This is a genomic window from Epilithonimonas bovis DSM 19482 (genome assembly GCF_900108115.1).
Classification (GTDB): domain Bacteria; phylum Bacteroidota; class Bacteroidia; order Flavobacteriales; family Weeksellaceae; genus Epilithonimonas; species Epilithonimonas bovis.
Genome location: NZ_FTPU01000030.1, coordinates 17,566 through 38,735, shown reverse-complemented (window position 1 = coordinate 38,735; position 21,170 = coordinate 17,566). Strand labels below are relative to the sequence as shown.

The 21,170-nt window shown below is 40.5% G+C and carries 18 protein-coding genes; 12 read left to right on the top strand and 6 right to left on the bottom strand.

Annotation, left to right across the window (positions count from 1 at the left end):
* The 3 genes from B0B05_RS12095 to lgt form a co-directional block, all read left to right on the top strand.
* A partial coding sequence (locus B0B05_RS12095; RefSeq protein ID WP_143746015.1) for an IS1595 family transposase occupies positions 1-306 on the top strand: 306 nt, incomplete at its 5' end.
* A 127-nt stretch (positions 307-433) separates the two neighbouring features.
* Entirely contained in the window at positions 434-670 is a 237-nt protein-coding gene (gene yidD, locus B0B05_RS12090; RefSeq protein WP_076783897.1) for a membrane protein insertion efficiency factor YidD, read from the top strand.
* 423 nt (positions 671-1,093) lie between these two features.
* A complete protein-coding gene (lgt, locus tag B0B05_RS12085; RefSeq protein WP_317044134.1) occupies positions 1,094-1,945 on the top strand; it encodes a prolipoprotein diacylglyceryl transferase in 852 nt (283 codons plus the stop codon).
* Between the two features lie 52 nt (positions 1,946-1,997).
* Here lgt and B0B05_RS12080 read toward each other — a convergent pair whose 3' ends face one another.
* The 5 genes from B0B05_RS12080 to B0B05_RS12060 form a co-directional block, all read right to left on the bottom strand.
* Positions 1,998-3,266 carry a glucose-1-phosphate adenylyltransferase gene (locus B0B05_RS12080; RefSeq protein WP_076783901.1) on the bottom strand — a complete coding sequence of 423 codons (1,269 nt, stop codon included), beginning with the start codon at positions 3,264-3,266 and terminating at the stop codon, positions 1,998-2,000.
* A gap of 144 nt (positions 3,267-3,410) precedes the next feature.
* Positions 3,411-4,817: a glycogen synthase gene (locus tag B0B05_RS12075; protein ID WP_076783895.1), complete on the bottom strand. Its 1,407-nt coding sequence runs from the start codon at positions 4,815-4,817 to the stop codon at positions 3,411-3,413.
* 148 nt (positions 4,818-4,965) lie between these two features.
* Positions 4,966-6,915 (bottom strand): 1,4-alpha-glucan branching protein GlgB, encoded by a 1,950-nt coding sequence (gene glgB, locus B0B05_RS12070; RefSeq protein WP_173786376.1) that lies wholly within the window; start codon positions 6,913-6,915, stop codon positions 4,966-4,968.
* Between the two features lie 655 nt (positions 6,916-7,570).
* A complete protein-coding gene (locus B0B05_RS12065; protein WP_076783894.1) occupies positions 7,571-9,049 on the bottom strand; it encodes a lipopolysaccharide biosynthesis protein in 1,479 nt (492 codons plus the stop codon).
* A gap of 48 nt (positions 9,050-9,097) precedes the next feature.
* Complete coding sequence (locus B0B05_RS12060) at positions 9,098-9,919, bottom strand: FkbM family methyltransferase (RefSeq protein WP_076783893.1); 822 nt, start codon at positions 9,917-9,919, stop codon at positions 9,098-9,100.
* Positions 9,920-10,273: 354 nt separating this feature from the next.
* Here B0B05_RS12060 and B0B05_RS12055 point away from each other — a divergent pair, with 354 nt between their 5' ends.
* From B0B05_RS12055 to B0B05_RS12045, 3 genes are all read left to right on the top strand, one after another.
* Positions 10,274-10,807, top strand: coding sequence for a glutathione peroxidase (locus B0B05_RS12055; RefSeq protein ID WP_076783899.1), 534 nt, complete (start codon positions 10,274-10,276; stop codon positions 10,805-10,807).
* Between the two features lie 127 nt (positions 10,808-10,934).
* Complete coding sequence (locus B0B05_RS12050) at positions 10,935-13,337, top strand: alpha/beta hydrolase family protein (protein WP_076783892.1); 2,403 nt, start codon at positions 10,935-10,937, stop codon at positions 13,335-13,337.
* 120 nt (positions 13,338-13,457) lie between these two features.
* Positions 13,458-13,736: a GNAT family N-acetyltransferase gene (locus tag B0B05_RS12045; protein ID WP_076783891.1), complete on the top strand. Its 279-nt coding sequence runs from the start codon at positions 13,458-13,460 to the stop codon at positions 13,734-13,736.
* A 36-nt stretch (positions 13,737-13,772) separates the two neighbouring features.
* Here the strand turns inward: B0B05_RS12045 and B0B05_RS12040 are convergent, their stop codons facing one another.
* Positions 13,773-15,443 (bottom strand): glutamine--tRNA ligase/YqeY domain fusion protein, encoded by a 1,671-nt coding sequence (locus tag B0B05_RS12040; RefSeq protein ID WP_076783890.1) that lies wholly within the window; start codon positions 15,441-15,443, stop codon positions 13,773-13,775.
* 194 nt (positions 15,444-15,637) lie between these two features.
* Between B0B05_RS12040 and B0B05_RS12035 the strand changes: the two genes are divergently transcribed.
* From B0B05_RS12035 to B0B05_RS12010, 6 genes are all read left to right on the top strand, one after another.
* On the top strand, positions 15,638-16,315 hold the full coding sequence (locus tag B0B05_RS12035) for a response regulator transcription factor (RefSeq protein ID WP_076783889.1): 678 nt from the start codon (positions 15,638-15,640) through the stop codon (positions 16,313-16,315).
* A gap of 31 nt (positions 16,316-16,346) precedes the next feature.
* A complete protein-coding gene (locus B0B05_RS12030) occupies positions 16,347-17,435 on the top strand; it encodes a sensor histidine kinase (protein WP_076783888.1) in 1,089 nt (362 codons plus the stop codon).
* Positions 17,436-17,566: 131 nt separating this feature from the next.
* Entirely contained in the window at positions 17,567-18,154 is a 588-nt protein-coding gene (locus B0B05_RS12025; RefSeq protein ID WP_076783887.1) for an IS1096 element passenger TnpR family protein, read from the top strand.
* Between the two features lie 230 nt (positions 18,155-18,384).
* Complete coding sequence (locus B0B05_RS12020) at positions 18,385-18,723, top strand: hypothetical protein (protein WP_076783886.1); 339 nt, start codon at positions 18,385-18,387, stop codon at positions 18,721-18,723.
* A gap of 130 nt (positions 18,724-18,853) precedes the next feature.
* The gene (locus B0B05_RS16940) at positions 18,854-19,477 is read left to right on the top strand and encodes a TonB-dependent siderophore receptor (protein WP_076783885.1); all 624 of its coding nucleotides are present in this window, start codon (positions 18,854-18,856) and stop codon (positions 19,475-19,477) included.
* Positions 19,478-19,541: 64 nt separating this feature from the next.
* Positions 19,542-21,167 (top strand): TonB-dependent siderophore receptor, encoded by a 1,626-nt coding sequence (locus B0B05_RS12010; protein ID WP_076783884.1) that lies wholly within the window; start codon positions 19,542-19,544, stop codon positions 21,165-21,167.
* The last annotated feature ends 3 nt before the right edge of the window (positions 21,168-21,170 follow it).

The window sequence follows — 21,170 nt, the reverse complement described above, 5'->3', positions numbered from 1 at the left end:
ATAAAAGAATCGATTGATAATCAAAGCATTGTTTTCACGGATAAAAGCACATCATACGTTGATATTTCAGATTTTGTTGAACTTCATATCACCGAAAAATCTGATAAAGAAACTACCAACGAAACCTTAAAATGGGTTCACATCACCATCAGCAATGCTAAAAGAAATCTATTGGGAAATTATCATAAAATCAAAAGAAAATATCTTCAATTGTATCTCAACGAATTTATTTACAAACTAAATCGAAGATATTTCGGAGACAAACTATTCGAAAGGCTCATTATTGCTAATATTACAGCAGTATGATTAAAAACGGATATACATAAAACAGAAAGCCGTGTTGGCAAGAAAAAAAACTTAACTGCATGTTATTGTTGGTTAATTTTATCAGGAGTTGTGATTTTTCTTTTATTTTTGTAGCACTTAAATTATAATGCTGAACAAAATCCTCATATTTCCCTTTGTGGCAGTGATTCGTTTTTATCAATACTGCATCTCACCATGGCTGGGGAAAAACTGCAGGTACACACCAACCTGCTCGCATTATACGGTAGAGGCACTTAAAAAGCATGGCCTAATAAAGGGCGGCTGGCTGGCGCTAAAAAGAATATCCAGTTGCCATCCCTGGGGTGGACACGGTTACGACCCTGTACCGCCTAAACATCATTAAACCCATTATCCAATGAATAATATTTTTCTGAGATTTTATCTTCTTATTTTTGCAGGAATCTTCCAGCTTGTTTCGTCCCAAACAACCGTCAATGATTTGTCTGACGGTACTTTGAGAATCAACGGGAAGGAAAGCCTGCCAGTCAAAATTTTTGCCACGCAAAACAGCAATGATCTTTACCGCCAGGCTTTTGCCAATATTCCCAACGAACTAATCATCCTGAATGAAGACAACATCCACGCAGAATCTGCGGAGCATCTTGCCAGCATCCAAAGTATCCTGCAGTCTTTTAAAAACAGTCAGTTCCAGATTCTGGATAAGGACTTTAAGCCCGTTACTGCAAGCCTGGATCAAAAAAATATAGAAGGTTTTAAATACCTGCTCCATTCTAAAAAAATCCTGACACCTGCTGATCAAACAGAACTGGAAACGCCATTTAAGATTTGGGATCCTGTTAAAGGCATCCAACTTGGACCGGTTATGCTCCATTTCTACAGTCTTATGTTCATATTCGCATTTGGCCTTGGCTATTTTCTGATGCTGAAAATGTTCAGGATAGACGGCGTAGAAGAAAAATACCTGGAACCACTCTTCACCTGGACACTGGTAGGAACGATCCTCGGCGCAAGATTAGGCCATGTTATTTTTTACCAGCCAGAGCTCTTTAAAGAAGACTTCCTGAGTGTTTTTCTGCCAATCAGTACCAAAGGCGGCCTGCATTTCACTGGTTTTTCTGGCCTGGCGAGTCATGGCGCAACCATCGCATTGATCTGTACAACACTCTATTATAGTTTCAAAATTATCAAAAAGAATCCATTCTGGGTCTATGACCGTTTAGGCATTGTTGTGGCATTGGGCGGAGCATTTGTAAGAATGGGGAATTTTTTCAATTCTGAAATTATTGGGAAACCGGTAAACCCTTCGTCACCTTTTGCAGTTCTCTTCCCTCAACAAAGCTCCGAATACGGCGTAACCATCCCGCGCTACCCGAGCCAGTTGTTTGAAGCTGCAGGCTATGTATGCCTGTTTATCCTGCTTTGGGTCTTATACCGCAAAACTGATAAAAAATACCAGCAAGGCTGGCTATTTGGTTTATTTTTCATTATTCTATGGGCGATCCGTTTCTTTGTAGAATTCCTGAAAGAACCACAAGGCGATGAGTTTATCACGCTGGGCGGCCTAAATACCGGACAAGTGCTCAGCATCCCTTTTATGATTGCCGGGCTACTGATTATGATCTACTCTAAGAAGTTTAAACTACCAAAACAGGCATAACAAAAAACTCCCTTTGCAGGGAGTTTTTTATTATAATTGATTATGTAAGTTTCTACATTATATTAGTTCCGTCTGGTATAACGGCATTTTTCTTAACAACCACAATACCGTCTTTTATAGAGTGTGTATCGTAATCCCCATCAGGATGGTGTTTGCCACCAATGATCCTCACATTGTTGCCTATGTAACAGTTTTTATCCAGTATGGCTTTATCAATGTAGCAGTATTTCCCAATCCCCATGCTGGTGACACCATGTTCCTCGTTATCAGAAACCTGTTGTGCGGTTTGGTAATAATCTGCTCCCATGACATAGGAGTTAACAATGGTTGACCCTCTGTCTATACGGGTCCTGTTGCCAATGATACAGTTCTCTATCTTATCTGCCAGAATAATGCAGCCATCACCAAATATGGTTTTACTCACATAAGAACCATTAATCTTGGTCGGCGGAAGCATCCTGGCTCTTGTATAGATGGGATTGGAACTGAAGAGGTTAAACTGTGGCAGATCCTGCGCAAGATCCAGATTGGCTTCATAAAATGATTCTATCGTACCAATATCAGTCCAGTAGCCATCATACTGGTAACTCAAAACCTTGTATTCGCCAATAGATGCAGGGATAAAATCTTTACCAAAATCATCTCCTTCGTACTCTTTAAAAAGTCTTCGCAAAACATTCTTTGTAAAAACATAGATTCCCATAGACGCCAGGTATTCTTTCCCATTAGCTTTGCTTGCAGCGCTTGTTTCGGATTTCCAGTCCTGCAGCACATCCATTGTTGGCTTTTCTGTAAACGCCGTAATATTGCCGTTTTCATCAGCCTTCATAATTCCAAAACCTGTAGCATCTTTAGCATTAACCGGGATTGTGGCAATGGTAATGTCGCCTCCGTTTTTTTTATGGAAATCAATCATTTTCTTGAAATCCATCTGATAAAGCTGGTCGCCGGAGAGGATTAGTATATATTCATATTCATACTTTTCCAGATGTTTCATAGTTTGGCGTACTGCGTCGGCTGTACCCTGATACCAGTTTTCATTTTCCACGTTCTGCTCGGCTGCAAGAATATCCACAAAGCCTTTACTGAAAATATCAAAATGATAAGAATTTTTGATATGAGAATTAAGAGAAGCCGAATTAAACTGGGTCAGCACTAAAATCCGATTAAGACCAGAATTGAGACAGTTGGAAATAGGAATATCTACCAGACGGTATTTGCCGGCAATAGGAACGGCAGGTTTTGACCGTGTGTAGGTAAGAGGAAACAGCCTTGTACCTCTCCCACCTCCCAGTACAATGGAGATTACGCTTGCATTCATATAATTTGTTGAGTTGTTTCGTATGGAAATATTTTTTTTAAAGTCATACAGGATCGCCTTAATCTTCATCTCTGATTTCCAAATCATGGCGATTCCAGAGCGTTTTTTTAATTTCAATTATTAAGCCAAATCGCCACAGGATGATTAATAATTATACAATTCTAAATAGCGTTGTGCAGACCTTTCCCAAGAGAAATCATACGCCATATTGCTGGCTATGAGACCGGACATCAGATCGTTTTGGCTGTAGATATGCAGCGCTCTTTTTATCGCATGTACAGCATCATCCGAACTGGCATGCGTAAAATTGAGTCCACTGCCACCTGTAGAGATATCCTGCACAGTATCCCGAAGACCCCCCGTATACCTTACAATCGGGATAGTGCCATAGCGCATGGCATACATCTGATTGAGACCACAAGGTTCTACCCTGCTTGGCATGAGAAGAAAATCCGACGATGCATAGATCTGATGCGACAGATATTCTTTATAACCTAAATCCAAAGCAAAATTGACATTAAAAGTATGCTGAAGTGCTTTCAGCTGATTCTCAATATCCTGATTTCCCGAACCAAGAATCATAATATTAAGAGATCCATTGGTCTCCTGGATACTCTTCCTCACAATTTCCGGCAAAAGGTCTGCCCCTTTTTCTCCTGCAAAGCGCCCTATAAAGCTAAACAAAGGCAGATTAGGATTAAGGCCATACTCTGCACAGATTGTTTTTTTGTTTTCCCATTTCCCTTCTTCCGCATAATCCCTGTTATAATTAAACTTCAGCATCTCGTCTGTCTCAGGATCCCAGACTTCGGTATCAATGCCATTAATGATTCCGAAGGCTTTTTGCCTCTCCTGATTCATCAATGGTTCAAGCCCCTGAAAACTGTAGAACAATTCCTGCAAATAGCCAACAGAAACAGCATTGAAGGCATTGCAGTTTTTGATCATCGCAGCCATTGGGTTGATTCTGCCATTCCAGTCCAGCAATCCCCATTTATAACCTTCGAAATGTGGAAAGTAGTTGGACATTTGCCAGTCCATACTACCCTGATATTCCCCGTTATGAATGGTTCCGATGGTTTTAACACCTTTCAGAAAACTGAATTCATAACAATATTCTATCATAAACGGTACGAGACCTGTGTGGTAATCATGGCAGTGAAGGATATCCGGACGCATCTGCATCGCGCTCAGCCAGTGTAGGACACCGTGCTGAAAAGCCAGGAACTGCTGGCTCTCATCCCAATAGCCATAGACATTTTCCCGGTCCAGCAGTCCCGGAATCCTGACAAGATAAAGATCAAAGCCCAATGTCTGATGCTTCTCTTTGTATACCTGCACCTGATACATATTAAAAGACTGATGGATAAAGCCGTCAAATACCAGCTGAAACTCGTTGTTATAAAAGAATGGTTTATTATACCACGGCATTATGACACTGGCATCCAGGCCCATTTTATTCTGATATTTGGGCAAAGCGCCAACCACATCAGCCAGACCACCGACTTTTGCGACAGGATAACACTCCATAGAGAGGTGAAATACTTTCATGTGTAAATATTTATTTTTTCAAAGGTTGTATGCAATCGCCTAATTATCAATGCCTTTTATCACAATTATTTGATATTAAATCTAAATTATGATGATCTATCAATCAGATTGCAAATCATGGCGATTTCATATATCTTTTCTTAATTCATTATTTTTTTCGTTTTAAAAAATCGGCGATTTTTGATTTTTTTATCAATTTGCTCTGTTTCAGGACCACTCCGGATAATGGCGGCAACCTGATGATGATTGAATTTTTCCGGTTATTCCATCCTTCATCCAGCTTTTGGGAAATCACAGCTTCTACACCGCTACCGCTATACTTGCCTTCATCAGAATTTAGAATAACTTTCCAGTCTGTCTGTTCATCCACACCAATGCGGTAGTCAAAACTGCGGGGCGTGAGGTTAAGCACTGTCATTAGTACCTCTTTGTTATTTTTACTTTTCCTAAGATAAATAAAAATTGAATTATCCCTATCGTCCCCATCTACCCACTCAAAGCCCTGCGGATCAAACTGCTGTTCGTACAAAGCGGGATGGGTTCTGTAGATACGGTTGAGATCCCGTACCAACTCCTGCATATTTTTATGAACAGGATACTGCAACAGATGCCAGTCCAGCGACTGGGTAAAATTCCATTCTGTAGTTTGAGCAAACTCATCCCCCATAAAAAGCAGTTTAGCACCCGGGTTTGTAAACATATAGACATACATGGCGCGTAGATTTGCAAATTTTTGCCATTCATCACCGGGCATTTTGTAGATCAGGCTACTCTTGCCATGCACCACTTCATCATGCGACAACGGCATCATGTAGTTTTCATTAAACATATAAGTGCTGGTGAAGGTGATTTTACTTTGAAATTCTCGTCTCAACAAAGGATCCTGCTTAAAGTAATCCAGCGTATCATGCATCCAGCCCATCATCCACTTCATCCCAAAGCCAACACCATCATCATCATGCACAGGTTTTGTAAGCCGTGGAAAGTCTGAACTTTCTTCCGCGATAGTCTGCACATCAGGAAATTCTCTGTAAACAGCGGTATTAAAATCCTGTAAAAACTGTTTGGCTTCCAGATTAACATTCCCGCCATAAATATTGGGTTCCCATTCGCCATCTTTTCTGGAATAATCGAGATGCAGCATAGATGTAACCGCATCCACGCGTAATCCATCAGCGTGGTAACGGTCCAGCCAAAAGATCGCATTGGATATGAGGAATGATTTGACTTCCGGCCTTCCGTAATTGAAGATATAAGATTTCCAATCCGGGTGAAAGCCTTTTCTTGGATCTTCGTGCTCGTATAAAAAGGAGCCGTCAAAACGATGCAGGCCATTGGCATCACCGGGAAAATGCGAAGGAACCCAATCCAGAAAAACGCCGATATTATTTTTGTGAAGTTCAGAAATAAGGTACATCAATTCCTGTGGCCCGCCGAACCGCGAGGTTGCGGCATAGAAACCAGTAATCTGATAGCCCCAGCTTGGGTCATAAGGATACTCCATGACTGGCATGAATTCTACATGGGTAAAATTCATTGCTTTGATATAAGGAATGAGTTTATCGGCAATTTCGCCATAACTGAGGAACCTACCGGGATTTCCCGGATCGCGCATCCACGATCCCAGATGCATCTCGTACACAGAAATTGGAGCACTGAGGCTGTTGTGCTGCCAGCGTTTCTTCATCCAGTCCTTGTCCTGCCACTCATAAAAAGTAGTGCAAACGGCAGAACCTGCCTGCAAAGCATTTTCAAAACAGAGCGCATACGGATCTGCTTTTTCCAGAAGAATGCCCGTACCAGTTCGGATGCCATATTTGTAAACCTCTCCCAAATCCAGATGCGGAATAAAGCCCTCCCAAATGCCGGACTGATCCCAGCGGCCGGACAGCTGATGAGAAAAAGCACTCCACTGGTTAAAATTTCCCATCACAGAGACCTCGGTTGCGTTAGGTGCCCAGACAGCAAAATAAACACCGCTGACACCGTCTACTGTGATCTTGTGAGAGCCGAACTTCTCATAAAGCCTGGTGTGCTTCCCGGAGCGGAAAAGATAAATGTCAAAATCTGAAAAGAGAGAATAAGGCTGAACCTGCATGGATATAGTTAATGATTGGTAAATGATGATCAATAAATGATTACTGGCTATGAATAATCAAATATTACACCTTTACTAAATTACTGAAATAAATTGTAACGGTGAATAAAAGATTTTGTTAATAATTATTAATCTTTTTTTATCTTTGATTCCTCACTCAAGTTGCTGGATACCCCAATATATTTCATATTTCTAATTAGGCCTTTTAGTAATTTTTTATTTTTAAGGCTAAATAATTATGGATTCTACAATCTAAAAAACAGCGGTTTCCCATGAACTATCCTAAGCTTTGCTATGAAGGGGCCATGGCTCTGCCATGAATAAACTATCAACAAAATATAGGTTCTTTTTTTAGCAATTATGTAATTGTCAATTACTTCTCCGGTAATTTTGCCACGAAGTACTGAAAACTATCCTGATGAAAATTAACATTTAAAACTTTCGGCAAGCTTGACATAACGCCTGCGTGGAACAATTATAAAACAAAAGGTGCAAGAAGCGCCAGCGCGTGAGGGATGGCAGCGGATATCCTTTTTTGTGATGGGAAAAGCATGGGAAAAAGATAGCAGCGTACAGCCCGGCCGCAGCCATGCGGGATGGCGCGAGCGAAGCGAGCGCCAATCCCGCATGGAGGAGGACACGCCCAAAAGCTATTCTAGAACCTGAAAAGGCTCTTGATGAATGCTCTGTTGAGGTATTTGTCCAGCGGATATATCTTCAGGAAATAGTTCCCTACAAACAAAATCAGCAAGACGATAGCCGGCTTGTAAAAAAGGTTAACAAGATTAAGCTTAAAATCAGGCAACAGCAGCGCTATATTGATGGCAATGCAACCCAAAATCAAAGCATAAATCATCTCTATACCCAACGGGAACACCCGGAATTTGAAGTAGTTGAATGTGATCTTGATAATATTGAACAGTGATAATGAAATGGCATAGGCAATGGCAATCCCAAAAATACCAAAGTGGGTATGCTCCAGGAAAATCATATTGGTTGTGATAGTTAATATTGCCAAAATCAGCATCACTACGATATTAAACTTGTAATATCTGGACAATGAAATAATATGCCCATTGAAGCCTGTGGCCAAATCAAACAGCATGGTAAAGCCAAGGATCCAAAGAACAGGTTCTGATGCACGCAGATCTTCACCATTCTTCATAAAATCTGCCAGATATGGGAAACCCACCACGATACAGCAGAACAAAACCAAACCAAGAAAAAAGAGGCTCAATGAGGTTTTTTTGTGAAACCTGTCTAACTCGGCAAAATCTCCCGTTGCCAAAACCTTATTGATAATTGGCGCAGAAATATTGAACAGGCCCATCTGCGGCACTGTTATCAAAGAAATAATGGAGTAAATATTACTGTAGATCCCGTTTTCCTCAAAGCTGATGAACTCGCCAATCATGTAATTATCGATATTGATCGCGATATAATTACCTATGTTGCCCAAAAAACCAAATAAACTGTAGGTTAAAATCTCCTGATAAAAATTGTCTTTCCTAAAATAGCCCAGGCTGAAATCGGGTTTGATTTTCTCCAACCTGTTGGTATAAATCCCATACCCGGCCAAAGAAATAAAGAACATCAGAAAGAAAAACCCGTAAGCTGTTTTCTCTGCAAAACCCATAAAGAAAAACAGGCAGAAAGCCCCAAGGTTAGCAATCTTAGGTACAAAATTCTCAAAAATATTAGGAACAACAATCCTTTTATAGTTCGTTAAAAACTTATTGAGAACCGATGAAAGCGCCAACACCAATGCCAGGGGAAGGATCAGGTTTTTCATCTCCCATAATCTCTGTTTTTGTAATGACGGGAAAAGCCAATTCAATAAAAAATAGGCAGCTACCACAATCACGAAATTAAAAAGAACTGCCAGTAGAGACAAGGACAGCATATTGTGATGTTTACCATCGGCGCGTACCTTGCTAAAAAACTTGACATTAGAAAATGACAAACCAAATACAATAACTGGGACGATCATCTCTGCAGTCGGCAAAATATAGCGGAGTTTCCCATAGAACTCCATATCGTAAGGGAAAATAAAAATAGACGACAGTGTCCCCAGTAAGAAACCGAGATAACCTATGATCGAATATTTTACACCTTGCCTTGCTACGACGCTCATTCTTTATAATTGATAGTTGATAATTGCTAAATAATTGTTCTTTTGAGACTAAGCAGATTGAGTCTTGGGAAGGAAAATAATGTTATTAATATAATCTTTATAATTTTTCACATTTTCCGGTTTTTGCCGATTCAGAAATTCTTTTGTAAGAATTTTAGGTTTCAGCGTTTCCCGGTCGAGGTAATTCACAGAGTATCCCCACCCCGCAATCTCCGAAATCAATGTCCAAAGATCTTCCTGATGATGGCGCTGCTCCATCTCTACCATCAGGATTGGCTTGAATGTTTTGATTGTTTTTTTTGCACCACGAAGGGTTTGCATCTCATTCCCTTCTACATCAATTTTGATAAAATCAAGCTTTTTAAGAATTGATCTGTCAGTCTGAGCCGTTCCAAAGACCATGTCATCCAAAGGTTTTACTTCTACTTTTTGAATGATGGTTTTTTCCTCATTTTTTTCTTTGATAGAAGTCTGTAATGTGCCTCTGGTATGGATTTTTTCTCCGTTAATGACAGGGATCTTAAATTCTGCCACGGTAGAAATATCGGATAAAGCAACAGGATACAGATTGACTTTTGGAAATAACCTTTTCAGTCTTCTGAATAATTGCAGATTAGGTTCGAAGGCGAAGATATTCTCCGGTTTCAGATGATTTTCCAAAACAAAAATATAAGCGCCAACATTAGCACCCACGTCCATAAAAACCGAGTCTTTATCAAGGATTTGTCTGATCCAGAGAAACTCCGGTTCCACTTTTCTGTCTAACAGGTTATCAGCATCCAGACCTTTCAGTTTTTTGAAAAATCTGCTTTTGTAAAAGGCTGGCGAAATGTATTGTAAATTCTCAGCAAGCTGACTGTAAACGCTCATAGATCTCTGTCATAAGAAAGGAACGGCAAAGAAAAGGCATTTATTTTACAAATCATAAAATTTTGTTAAGAGAATATTTTTTTAATCCTCATCCGCAGCGTTAGGTATCCATCTGACAAAGGACAACAGCAATACAGTTGATATGTAAGTAATATAAGTGAATCCTGCCGAAAGTTTATATAACAATCTAATATACAAACCCATGTTCGGAGAAATCTTAAAGAACCTCAGCTAATTTTAAATAAGTCACTTAAAGTGTCATATGTGCCAATTAAAATTTTATTTAATCACTTTTCTTTTTGTTACTTTGTCATTAATAAAGGTTCAGCAATCGGGACCATTAATTGGATTATTATGAAATACCTATTCATTGCTATGTTATCACTTTTCGGATTTACAAAAACTAAGGCTCAGGCCAAATCAATTCACAGTTTCAAAGTTGAGGCATTAGACGGTTCAACAATTGATTTTTCAAAATTCAAAGGCAAAAAAATACTGGTTGTGAATACCGCTTCGGAATGTGGTTTTACGCCTCAGTATGCTGATTTGGAAAAACTGTACGAAACGTATAAAGACAAACTTGTAGTCGTAGGTTTCCCTGCTAATAATTTTGGCGGGCAGGAACCGGGCAGCAATCATGAGATCTCTACATTTTGCCAAAGAAACTATGGTGTACAGTTCCCGATGGCTGCTAAAATATCCGTAAAAGGTGACAATATTGCGCCCATCTACAAATTCTTGACCGACAAAAAAGAAAATGGCGTTAAGAATACCAAAATCCTTTGGAACTTCACCAAGATTCTTCTGGATGAGCAAGGCCATGTTGTAGACAGCTTTATCAGCACGACCAACCCGATGAGCGAGAGTATTACAAAATACCTCAAGTAAGACTGCCTGGGTCCGGCCGTTAGGCTGACAGATGTAGGAGTGTCATTAATGAAACTTTTTTGCATTAATATTATTTTTTCGGTGGAGCACACTGATAAATCATTATTTTTGTTGGAAACAGTATTATATGAAGATCAAACTAAGCATCTGCCTTCTTGCATTTCTTAATTTTTATGAGGCGCAGGAAAACATCACTTATCAGAAACCAAGTGCCGAGATCCTGAAACTCGCCGACTACCAGCGCCCGCCAAGTGTCCTGATGAACAGTAAAAAAGACTGGATTGTTTTCACTTACCGCCCTACATACAAAACACTTGAAGACCTCAACCAAAAAGATATGAAGCTGGGCGGATTGCGTATTAACCCGATTACCAACATATCCAGCACAGCCACTTACGCCAACAATCTGAAGGTGAGAAGGATGAATGAAAAAACCGAAGTTCAGGTTAAAAACATGCCTTCCAATGCAAAAATTACTTACACATCGTTCTCTCCGGATGAGAAAAAGCTGGCTTTTACCAATACCACTTCCAAAGGTGTGGAACTTTGGGTAATCGATTTGGAAACTGCGACAGCCAAAAAGATCACCAATGATAACCTGAATGCCAATCTTGGTAATCCTTACACATGGAATAAAGATTCCCGAAACCTGCTGATAAAAACGCTTCCGCAGAACAGGCCCGACTTAATTGACTCCAGCAAGGACCTGCCAACCGGTCCTATTGTCTCAACTGCTGACGGCAAAGTTTCGCAAAACAGAACCTATCAGGATCTGCTTAAAAACCCTCAGGATGAGAAAAATTTTGAGGTACTCACCGCATCGGAGATTTATAATGTGGATCTTGATGGTAATCTCAAAAAGATGAAAGATCAGGATATGTATGCCGGGGCAAGCTACTCACCCGATGGCAATTACCTCATGCTGACGACCATCAAGAGACCTTTTTCCTACATTGTCCCACTCAACCGATTCCCAATGACTACAACAGTCTATGACAGCAAAGGAAATGCAGTAAAGGTCGTTAATGAGACACCGCTTACGGAAATTATGCCAAAAGGTTTCTCGTCCGTAAGGACCGGAAAAAGAGATATGGGCTGGAGAAGCGACGCGCCGGCAACACTGGTTTATGCAGAAGCTCTGGATGGTGGGGACCAGGCGAAAACGGTGGATTACAGAGATGAGATTTTTACCTGGGAAGCACCTTTCGCAAACGCTCCTAAATCATTTTTTAAAACCAAACAGCGTTACCAGGATGTGAATTGGACCAATGACCATTATGCCATTGTTTCCGAAGGATGGTATGACACCAGAAATACCAAATCGTTTTTGGTAGATCTTAATAATGGTGAATCCAAAGTGATTGAAGACCGCAATTACCAGGATGTATACAGCGATCCCGGACACTTTAACACCACCAAAAACCAGTATGGGAGATCTGTGATTGATATAAAAGGTGAAAAATCGTACCTAATTGGCGACGGCTTTACCAAAGACGGTCAACACCCCTTTATTGATGAGATGGATATGAAAAGCCTAAAAAAGAAAAGGCTGTATACTTCTAATCTTAAAAATGCAAAAGAAGATATCATTGACATCATTAATCCTTCCAAAGGTGAAGTGCTCACCATCCAACAGTCGCCAAAGGATTACCCTAACTATTTTAAGAAAAACATCAGGTCTAACAAAGAAGAAGCTGTCACCAATTTCGCCAACCCATTCGAAAGCATCAAAGATGTTTATAAAGAAGTCATCACTTATAAAAGAAATGACGGTGTTACGCTCACAGGAACACTTTACCTGCCTGCAAACTACGACAGGAAAGCAAAGAAAGAAAAACTGCCACTGTTGATCTGGGCTTACCCTACCGAATACAAGGATAAAAACACAGCCGGACAAAACACCCAAAACCCTAATGATTTTACATTCCCGTACTATGGTTCATTCGTATACTGGACTACAAAAGGTTACGCGGTTCTGGATGATGCCTCGTTCCCTATCATTGGTGAAGGCAAAAGCGAGCCTAATGACACCTTTATCCCTCAACTGGTTGCCAATGGAAGAGCGGCTATAGACGCTGTGGATCAACTTGGTTATATCGACCGGAAAAAAGTCGCCGTAGGAGGCCATTCTTACGGTGCTTTTATGACTGCTAACCTGCTGACCCATTCCAAGGATTATGCCTGTGGCATTGCCAGAAGTGGCGCCTATAACCGTACACTCACGCCATTTGGTTTCCAGACCGAGCAACGTAATTACTGGGATGTGCCGGATGTTTACAATACGATGTCACCGTTTATGAATGCTGACAAAATGAAAACACCAATGCTGCTGGTACATGGTGATGCTGACAATAACCCAGGTACATTCACATTGCAGACCGAGCGATATTTTCAGGCGCTTAAAAATCTGGGTGCACCTGTAAAAATGGTACTTTTACCCAAAGAAGCCCACGGATATGCTGCCAAAGAAAACATCCTGCACCTGCTTTGGGAACAGGATCAGTTTCTGGAAAAATGTCTTAAAAAATAATATTTACCACTCTTTTGAGTGGTTTTTTATTATAATAAAATTTTCAAGTCTATTTTGGCTTGATATTTATTAAAAAAAGTAAAGCAAATAATATAAACTCTATCCAATAACAATGATGCAATGGAAATCAAACAAAACAACAGCGAAAGCAAAGGCGAATTTATCGCAATGATTGATGGTCAGCAAGCCGGAAAAATGACCTACTCCTGGGCCGGAGACCAAAAATTCATTATTGACCATACCGAAGTAGACCCTACATACAAAGGCCAGGGCGTAGGCAGGGAAATGGTCTACAAAGCGGTAGAATATGCCCGCGGGAACCACCTGAAGATTGTCCCGTTATGCCCTTTTGCAAAAGCGACTTTTGAGAAAAATAAGGAAATACAGGATGTGCTGTAAAGAAAAAAAACGGAATCGAGTGATTCCGTTTTTTTATTAAGGTTTGTAACTGTCTTTCAATGTAACCGTCCTGTTGAAAACCAGTTTATCATCATCAGAATCCCGATCCTTGATGTAATAACCAATTCTCTGGAACTGGAAATGATCCTCTGTTGAGGCGTCTCGAAGGCTTGGTTCTCCAAAACCATGGGTAATATGCAAAGACTGAGGATTTATAAACTCCATAAAATCTACCTCTTTCTCTGCATCCGGCTGTTCTGTGGTGAAAAGCCTCTCATAAGTTCTGATCTCTATTGGCAGCGCATGTTTTGCAGAAACCCAGTGCAATGTACCTTTCACTTTTCTAAGGCTGGCTTCGGTACCACTACCCGACCTAGAATCTTCATCATAGGTTGCATATATTGTGGTAATCTGGCCGCTGGCATCTTTATCCACACGCTCTGCCTTAATGATATAACCAGCTTTGAGCCTCACTTCGCCTCCTAACTTGAGACGGAAGAATTTTTTATCAGCTTCTTCTTTAAAATCTTCCCTTTCAATATACAGTTCCCCGGAAAAAGGGATTTGCCTTGTTCCTGCATTTTCATCTTCTGGGTTATTTTCTGTCTCCAGCCATTCTTCCTTATCTTTTGGATAATTTTCTATAATCAGTTTCACCGGATTTACAACGGCCATTACCCTAGTAGCAACCTTGTTGAGATCTTCCCTTACAGAGAATTCCAGCAGCTGGATATCAATCAGGTTTTCTCTTTTAGCAACACCTACGCGCTCGATAAAGTTTTTAATTGCCGTCGCTGTATAACCCTTTCTGCGAAGACCGGAGATGGTTGGCATCCGGGGATCATCCCAACCCGTGGTAACACCTTCAGCTACCAGTCTCTGCAGTTTTCTTTTGGATGTTACCATGTAAGACACGTTCATCCTTGCAAATTCTCGTTGTTTAGGTGCCACCTTACCATTCTCATAAACCTGATGCAGGTACCACTCATATAACGGGCGGTGGTTTTCAAACTCAAGCGAACACAAAGAATGGGAAACCTGCTCCAGATAATCACTCTCGCCATGTGCCCAATCATACATTGGATAGATTTTCCACTGGTCACCGGTTCTGTGGTGCGGCCGTTTCAGGATCCTGTACATCACAGGGTCACGCATGTTCATATTAGGAGAAGCCATATCAATTTTTGCCCGCAGGCTCATAGCACCTTCTTCAAACTCACCATTCTTCATCTTTTCAAAAAGAGAAAGACTTTCCTCAACAGGGCGGTCTCTGAATGGAGAATCCACACCCGGCTCAAAAGGGTTTTTACGTTGCGCGGTGATATTTTCAGACGATTGCTCGTCCACGTAAGCTTTGCCCTGTTTTATCAATTCTACTGCCCAGTCATAAAGTTGCTGAAAATAGTCTGATGCGTAGCATTCTTTATCCCACTGGAAACCCAGCCATTCTACATCTTTCTTGATAGAATCCACAAATTCCTGTTCTTCTTTCTCAGGATTGGTATCATCAAAACGAAGATTGACCGGCGCATTGTAACGCTGCCCAAGGCCAAAGTTGATACAGATGGCTTTTGTATGGCCAATATGCAGATAGCCGTTAGGCTCCGGCGGGAAACGGAATCTCAGCTTAGAAGACTCCAGGCCGTTTTCTAAGTCATCTTCTATGATCTGTTCTATAAAATTGAGTGATTTTTTTTCTTCTTCCATAATCTGAACGTGAGGTGCAAATTTAATCTAATTTCCCCGAATTATAAAACGATTCTGATGCAGATTAATGATGTTAAAAATGATATCAAAAACACTGATTATTATTTTAATAAATGTTAAATTTGTGTGAACTTTAAAGATTTAGTCATATAGAGTTCATTTTTTTTTAATTTTGGAATAATTATTAAATCGAAATGAATCGTAAGAAAATTCTTCTAATTGATGATGAACAGGACATCCTGGATATCATCTCTTACAATCTTGAAAAAGAAGGTTACCAGGTCTTTACAGCCAGCAATGGTAACGAGGGGATAGAAAAAGCAAAAGAGATTTTGCCCGATCTTATCCTGCTGGATGTGATGATGCCGGAGAAAGACGGTATAGAAACATGTCAGGACCTGCGCAAAATAAAGGAGTTACAAAAGACGCTGATTGTATTTTTATCTGCCAGAAGCGAGGAGTTTTCCCAGTTGGCAGGTTATCAGGCCGGCGCCAATGATTATATTGTAAAACTGATAAAACCGAAGGTTTTGATCTCTAAGGTTGCGGCCCTGCTGCAATTGGGCGCACAATCTCAGGAAAACTCAAATTACATCGAGATAGGTGACCTAATTATCGATAAAGATAATTTTAAAGTAACCAAAGGCAAAGAGGAATTCCTGCTTCCTAAAAAAGAGTTTGACCTCCTTTACCTTTTGGCTTCTAATACAGATAAAGTCTTTAAAAGAGAAGAAATCCTGGAAAAAGTATGGGGTAATGATGTCATCGTTGGTGAGAGAACGATAGATGTTCACATCAGACGCCTTCGCGAGAAGCTGGGCATTAATACCATACAGACACTTAAGGGAATTGGTTATAAACTGGTAGTATAAGATTTTCTTTTTAGAAAATCTTTTTTTTGATATGAGGATAAAAAATTCTGTTAAAATCAACTGGCTTTCTTTTACCGCATCATTGCTGCTGGTAATGGCGGTGGGTGGTGTTGTGCTTCTTTTTCAGTTTTATACCAATGATGTCTATTTCAAAACTAGGGATTTTAATTATTTTTTGATTTTCACGCTCTGCTTCGTTTTTATTGTCAATTATTTTGTGCTGGAGTTTCTGTTCAGCTTTTACAGCAAAAATCAGATCAGGAGAATCACCAATATTCTGCCGGAGGACATTATTCACGATTCTGACTACGATATTGGCTTCAAAGAACTGGAAGAAAAATTCCAGGAGATGAACCAAAAGAATGCTGAGATTGATATGATGAAGGAGATGGAAACCTACCGTAAAGAGTACATCGGTAATGTCTCTCATGAGCTCAAAACACCGCTGTTTTCTATCCAGGGCTATATAGAAACCCTTCGTGATGGTGGTGTAGAAGATCTCAGCATCCGCGACAAGTATCTGCAGAGGATAGACAGTTCTGTAGAACGTCTGCTGAACATCGTCAAAGACCTGGATATGATCAACCGTTTTGAGTCGGGACAGATTGCACTTAAGTACAGTACTTTTGATATCAATCAGCTGATTCAGGAAGTGTTTGACCTTTTGGACCTGGAAGCCGACCGCCACACGATGACGATGCAGTTGCAGACCACACAACCTCAGCTCTTTGTATATGCGGACAAGCACAAGATATCACAGGTTCTTATTAACCTGGTCTCCAATGCGGTAAAATATGCCAACAGAGAAGAAGCTCAGATCATCGTTTCTACAAAAGAAGGCACCCAAAGCATCCATATTTCTATAGAAGATAATGGGATGGGCATCAAACCGGAAAACCTTCCGAGGATTTTTGAACGATTCTACCGCGTAGAGAGCAGCCGTAGCAGAAAAGAAGGCGGATCCGGCCTGGGGCTTGCTATTGTAAAGCATATTATGGAGGCTCATAAACAGCCGATAAGTGTAGAGAGCGTTTATCTTTCGGGGACTAAATTCAAGTTCAAACTGGATAAATCATCGGCCGACAGACTCAGGAAAGTGAAGCCCATCACACTGCCATAAAACAAAAAATAAAGCGCAAAATTTATAAAAAACTTTTTTGAAAAAAAATTCATCAATAACTTTTCTCAAATTTCATTTGTTTTATATTTGCAGCACTAATCAGCTAATAAAAGATAAATTTAAAAACAAAAATGGTTTATAAGATAAGAGTAATTCTGGATGCAAAAGAGACGATCTTCCGGGATGTAGAAATCAAGGACAAACAGACACTTTGGAATCTACATCTGGGTATCAAAAGTGCTTTTAGCCTGCCAGGTGAAGAATTATCTTCTTTCTATTTTTCTGATGATGAATGGAATGAAGGCAATGCCGTTCCTCTGGAAGACATGAGCGAGGAAGGCGATGGTGAGATTATGTCTGATGTTTATCTCAACGAGGCTTTCCCTGCCGTAGGAAGCAAAATGAGATTTCAGTACGGTTTTATAGACCTGTGGGAATTTTTCTGTGAACTTTTGGAAATTAATGATGAGAAACCATCAGTGAACTACCCGATTACTGTTTACAGATTTGGTAATGTTCCACTGAAAGCACCAAGTAAAAATGGCAACAGCAGCAACGGCAAAAGCAAAACATCCGCAATGCCATTTATGGATGATGAGTTTGGTGATTTTGACTCCGAGTTCAAAGAAACAAGTTTTGATGATGAGGACGAAGATTATAACGATGACGAAGAAGAAAGCGGCTACAATGACGTTTTTGAGGAAGATGATGAAGATTAATAGCCCCATCTAATCAATACATTAGCACAACAAAAAAATGCTCAGGTTTATCAATCTGGGCATTTTTGTTTTTAGAATGTGCTATTATAAATCAATTATTTTCAGAATCGCAAATGAAAACGATACGTGATTTTAAACCGATCTTTCAAAAAGAAATATTGCAGCTAATGCCTTAATTACAACAAGGTTTTTGCACAAATGAAATTATATGCTACTTTTGCATTTCCTTTATGCAAAAGACCCTGAGACATTTTTTTCTATTCTCCCTACTCACATTATTCCTGTATAATGTCAGTGGTATTGGCACTTGCATAGAGCACGCTAAGCACAAAAGCAGCATTTCTCAAAAGGCAGATAAATCCGAAAATGATTCTGTATCCAAAGATGAGGACTGCCACTGTGCACTGCATTTCCAAATGAACAATCTTCTCTGTGAAGAGACCGTCCACTTGGTTTTGGTAAGAGGCACTGTGCCTGAAAAAAGGCTTTTCTTAAGTGAAGAAAAAACCTGTTACCAGCTACTCGACTATTTCAGTTCCCGCGCTCCCCCACATACGGATTTCGCTTAGGATATCATCTTATTCCTTACCCGATTTTGCAGATTACTGATCTGTAAAAGCATCTCCAATGGATTTTATTAAATCCTCCATTCAAACTGGCAGACCATTATAACTTCTGCTACATCCCGTATTTCAACTTATGAACCTTATCATTGAAAAGGGCGCGATTACATTTGCTCCCTTCAAAAAATTACAATATTCCACTACAGCAGCACTTTTTTTATCTGTTTATATCCATGCGCAAAACCATCCGAGCGATTCTGTACATACCCAAATACAGACTGTAGAGCTCGTGGGAAGAAAATCAAAAGGTTATATCTCCGATTACTCCTTTGCAGCAACCAAAATTGCCATGAAGAATATTGATATTCCCGTGACCCTTAATACCATTACCAAAGAATTGATTACAGACAGGCAGGCCTTCCTGCTGGGTGATGTGATGAAGAATGTGACCGGGGTTTCGCCTTCCAGCTATTACAACCAATATAATATCCGTGGCATCAGCCAGAACGAAGAAGGCCAGATCATTAACGGTATGCGGACCAGGCAATATTATTTTCTACAACCCATGACGGCAAATATAGAACGTGTGGAGGTTTTCAAGGGGCCGGCCAGCATCACTATGTCCAGTGTAGATCCCGGCGGCACCATTAATATGGTAACAAAAAAGCCTTTGGCTACACCACGCGATGAAGTCAGTTTTTCTGCAGGAAGTTTTAATACCTACCGTGTAGCCGCAGACCTTAACCGGCCCGCTGAATAAATCCAAAACCCTGCTTTACCGTTTTAATGGTGCTTATCAGAAAGCCAACTCGTTCCGGGATAATGTGAACAATAATGCCATATTAATATCACCATCTATAACCTATGCGCCCAACGAAAAAACCTCCGTTAACGCTGAATTAATTATTAATAATCTCTATGGCAATCTCGATCGTGGTCAACCAATATTTGGAGCCATAGCCGGTAAAACCAATCTTAACAGCACGCCCAAAAGCCTAAACCTGGGTTCCCCGGAAGATTACTTTAAAACAAATGATATTACCATAATGGGAACTCTGGCTCATCATTTTACCAAAAGTATCAGTTTCAACGCCTCATATATGAAGCAACTTTGGGAAGAAAATCTTCAGGAACACCGGACCACCAACGCATTTGTACCGGATATCAACAATAATCCTGTGGCAAGCCTGGCTATGATGCAGTTTATCCGGCGAAAACAAAGGTGGGCAGTGGACAATGTGACGGCGTATTTTAACTTCCAATATAAAACCGGCTCCATAGAGCATCAGACACTTGTGGGCTATGATGCCCATATATGGGAAAAGAGAGAAGGTGGTTATCAAAATGCGGCACGTGGATTTATTATGAAAGACGGCACCGTAGCCTCTTCTTATAATCCTGCCCATGCTGACAAATATGAAATGCTTGACTACAACGGCCAACTGATTCTCGAACCTAACGTAACGCCGTTTGACCTTACGCCCGGTGCAACCAATTATCAGGGAACGGACTATCATCTACTGAACGTGCAAACCGTTTTGCCAACGGCGCTTACCATCACACACGCGGTTTATGCACAGCACCTTCTGGCATGGAAAAGCTTAAAGATTCTTGCCGGCCTGCGTCAGGAATGGTTTCAGGATATTACCAATTACAAGAATCCTGATGAAACATCTTTCCGAAATTCCAAATTACTTCACAGACTCGGGGTTACCTACAGCATTACAGACCATATCAACATTTACGGAACCTACCTCACGGGATATCAGCCTCAATCCAATACAGTAACGCTGATGCCTAATACCGGAAGTTTTACCGGAGCAGAATCGGCGGCTAAGTTCAAACCGCTTATCTCTGATCTTAAAGAAATTGGGATGAAAGCTAAACTTTTTGGCAGAAGTATGGTGAGCGCAGCGTTTTATGAAATTAATCAGAAGAACGTCTTGATCAATGCCAATAATCCTGCTGAGCCAGATGAACTGATACAGCGTGGCGCAGACAGGAGTCGCGGTTTTGAAGCTGAGTTTTCGGGATATATCACCCCGCAATGGAGTGTTTATGGTGGCTACAGCTATATCGACGCACGGATTATGAAAAGTGCCAATCCTGCGCTGGAAGGCCAGCGGAAAGAAAATACATCAAAAAATGCTGCCAATATATGGACCAGGTATAACTTCAGCAACAGGACGGTTCTCAAAAACTTCGGTGTTGGGATGGGAATGCTTTATCAGAGTTCAAAAATCCCATGGTTTACCAGAGATTTTGAAATTCCGGGTTACACAACGCTGGACGCAGCCTTATACTATACATTTTTCCACTCAAAAATTCAGCTTTCTGCCAACGTAAACAATATTACCAATACCAACTACTGGCTTGGTGCCCAGTCCTATCTCCGGTTGTTCCCCGGCGCCCCGAGAAATTACCTGATAACAGTAATGTATAAATTCTGATCC

Bases quoted from the DNA above. Each gene is read 5' to 3' on its own strand.
- yidD (WP_076783897.1), top strand. From the start codon at position 434: ATGCTGAACAAAATCCTCATATTTCCCTTTGTGGCAGTGATTCGTTTT.
- B0B05_RS12080 (WP_076783901.1), bottom strand. From the start codon at position 3,266: ATGAATGCAAGCGTAATCTCCATTGTACTGGGAGGTGGGAGAGGTACA.
- B0B05_RS12075 (WP_076783895.1), bottom strand. From the start codon at position 4,817: ATGAAAGTATTTCACCTCTCTATGGAGTGTTATCCTGTCGCAAAAGTC.
- glgB (WP_173786376.1), bottom strand. From the start codon at position 6,915: ATGCAGGTTCAGCCTTATTCTCTCTTTTCAGATTTTGACATTTATCTT.
- B0B05_RS12065 (WP_076783894.1), bottom strand. From the start codon at position 9,049: ATGAGCGTCGTAGCAAGGCAAGGTGTAAAATATTCGATCATAGGTTAT.
- B0B05_RS12060 (WP_076783893.1), bottom strand. From the start codon at position 9,919: ATGAGCGTTTACAGTCAGCTTGCTGAGAATTTACAATACATTTCGCCA.
- B0B05_RS12055 (WP_076783899.1), top strand. From the start codon at position 10,274: ATGAAATACCTATTCATTGCTATGTTATCACTTTTCGGATTTACAAAA.
- B0B05_RS12050 (WP_076783892.1), top strand. From the start codon at position 10,935: ATGAAGATCAAACTAAGCATCTGCCTTCTTGCATTTCTTAATTTTTAT.
- B0B05_RS12045 (WP_076783891.1), top strand. From the start codon at position 13,458: ATGGAAATCAAACAAAACAACAGCGAAAGCAAAGGCGAATTTATCGCA.
- B0B05_RS12040 (WP_076783890.1), bottom strand. From the start codon at position 15,443: ATGGAAGAAGAAAAAAAATCACTCAATTTTATAGAACAGATCATAGAA.
- B0B05_RS12035 (WP_076783889.1), top strand. From the start codon at position 15,638: ATGAATCGTAAGAAAATTCTTCTAATTGATGATGAACAGGACATCCTG.
- B0B05_RS12030 (WP_076783888.1), top strand. From the start codon at position 16,347: ATGAGGATAAAAAATTCTGTTAAAATCAACTGGCTTTCTTTTACCGCA.
- B0B05_RS12025 (WP_076783887.1), top strand. From the start codon at position 17,567: ATGGTTTATAAGATAAGAGTAATTCTGGATGCAAAAGAGACGATCTTC.
- B0B05_RS12020 (WP_076783886.1), top strand. From the start codon at position 18,385: ATGCAAAAGACCCTGAGACATTTTTTTCTATTCTCCCTACTCACATTA.
- B0B05_RS16940 (WP_076783885.1), top strand. From the start codon at position 18,854: ATGAACCTTATCATTGAAAAGGGCGCGATTACATTTGCTCCCTTCAAA.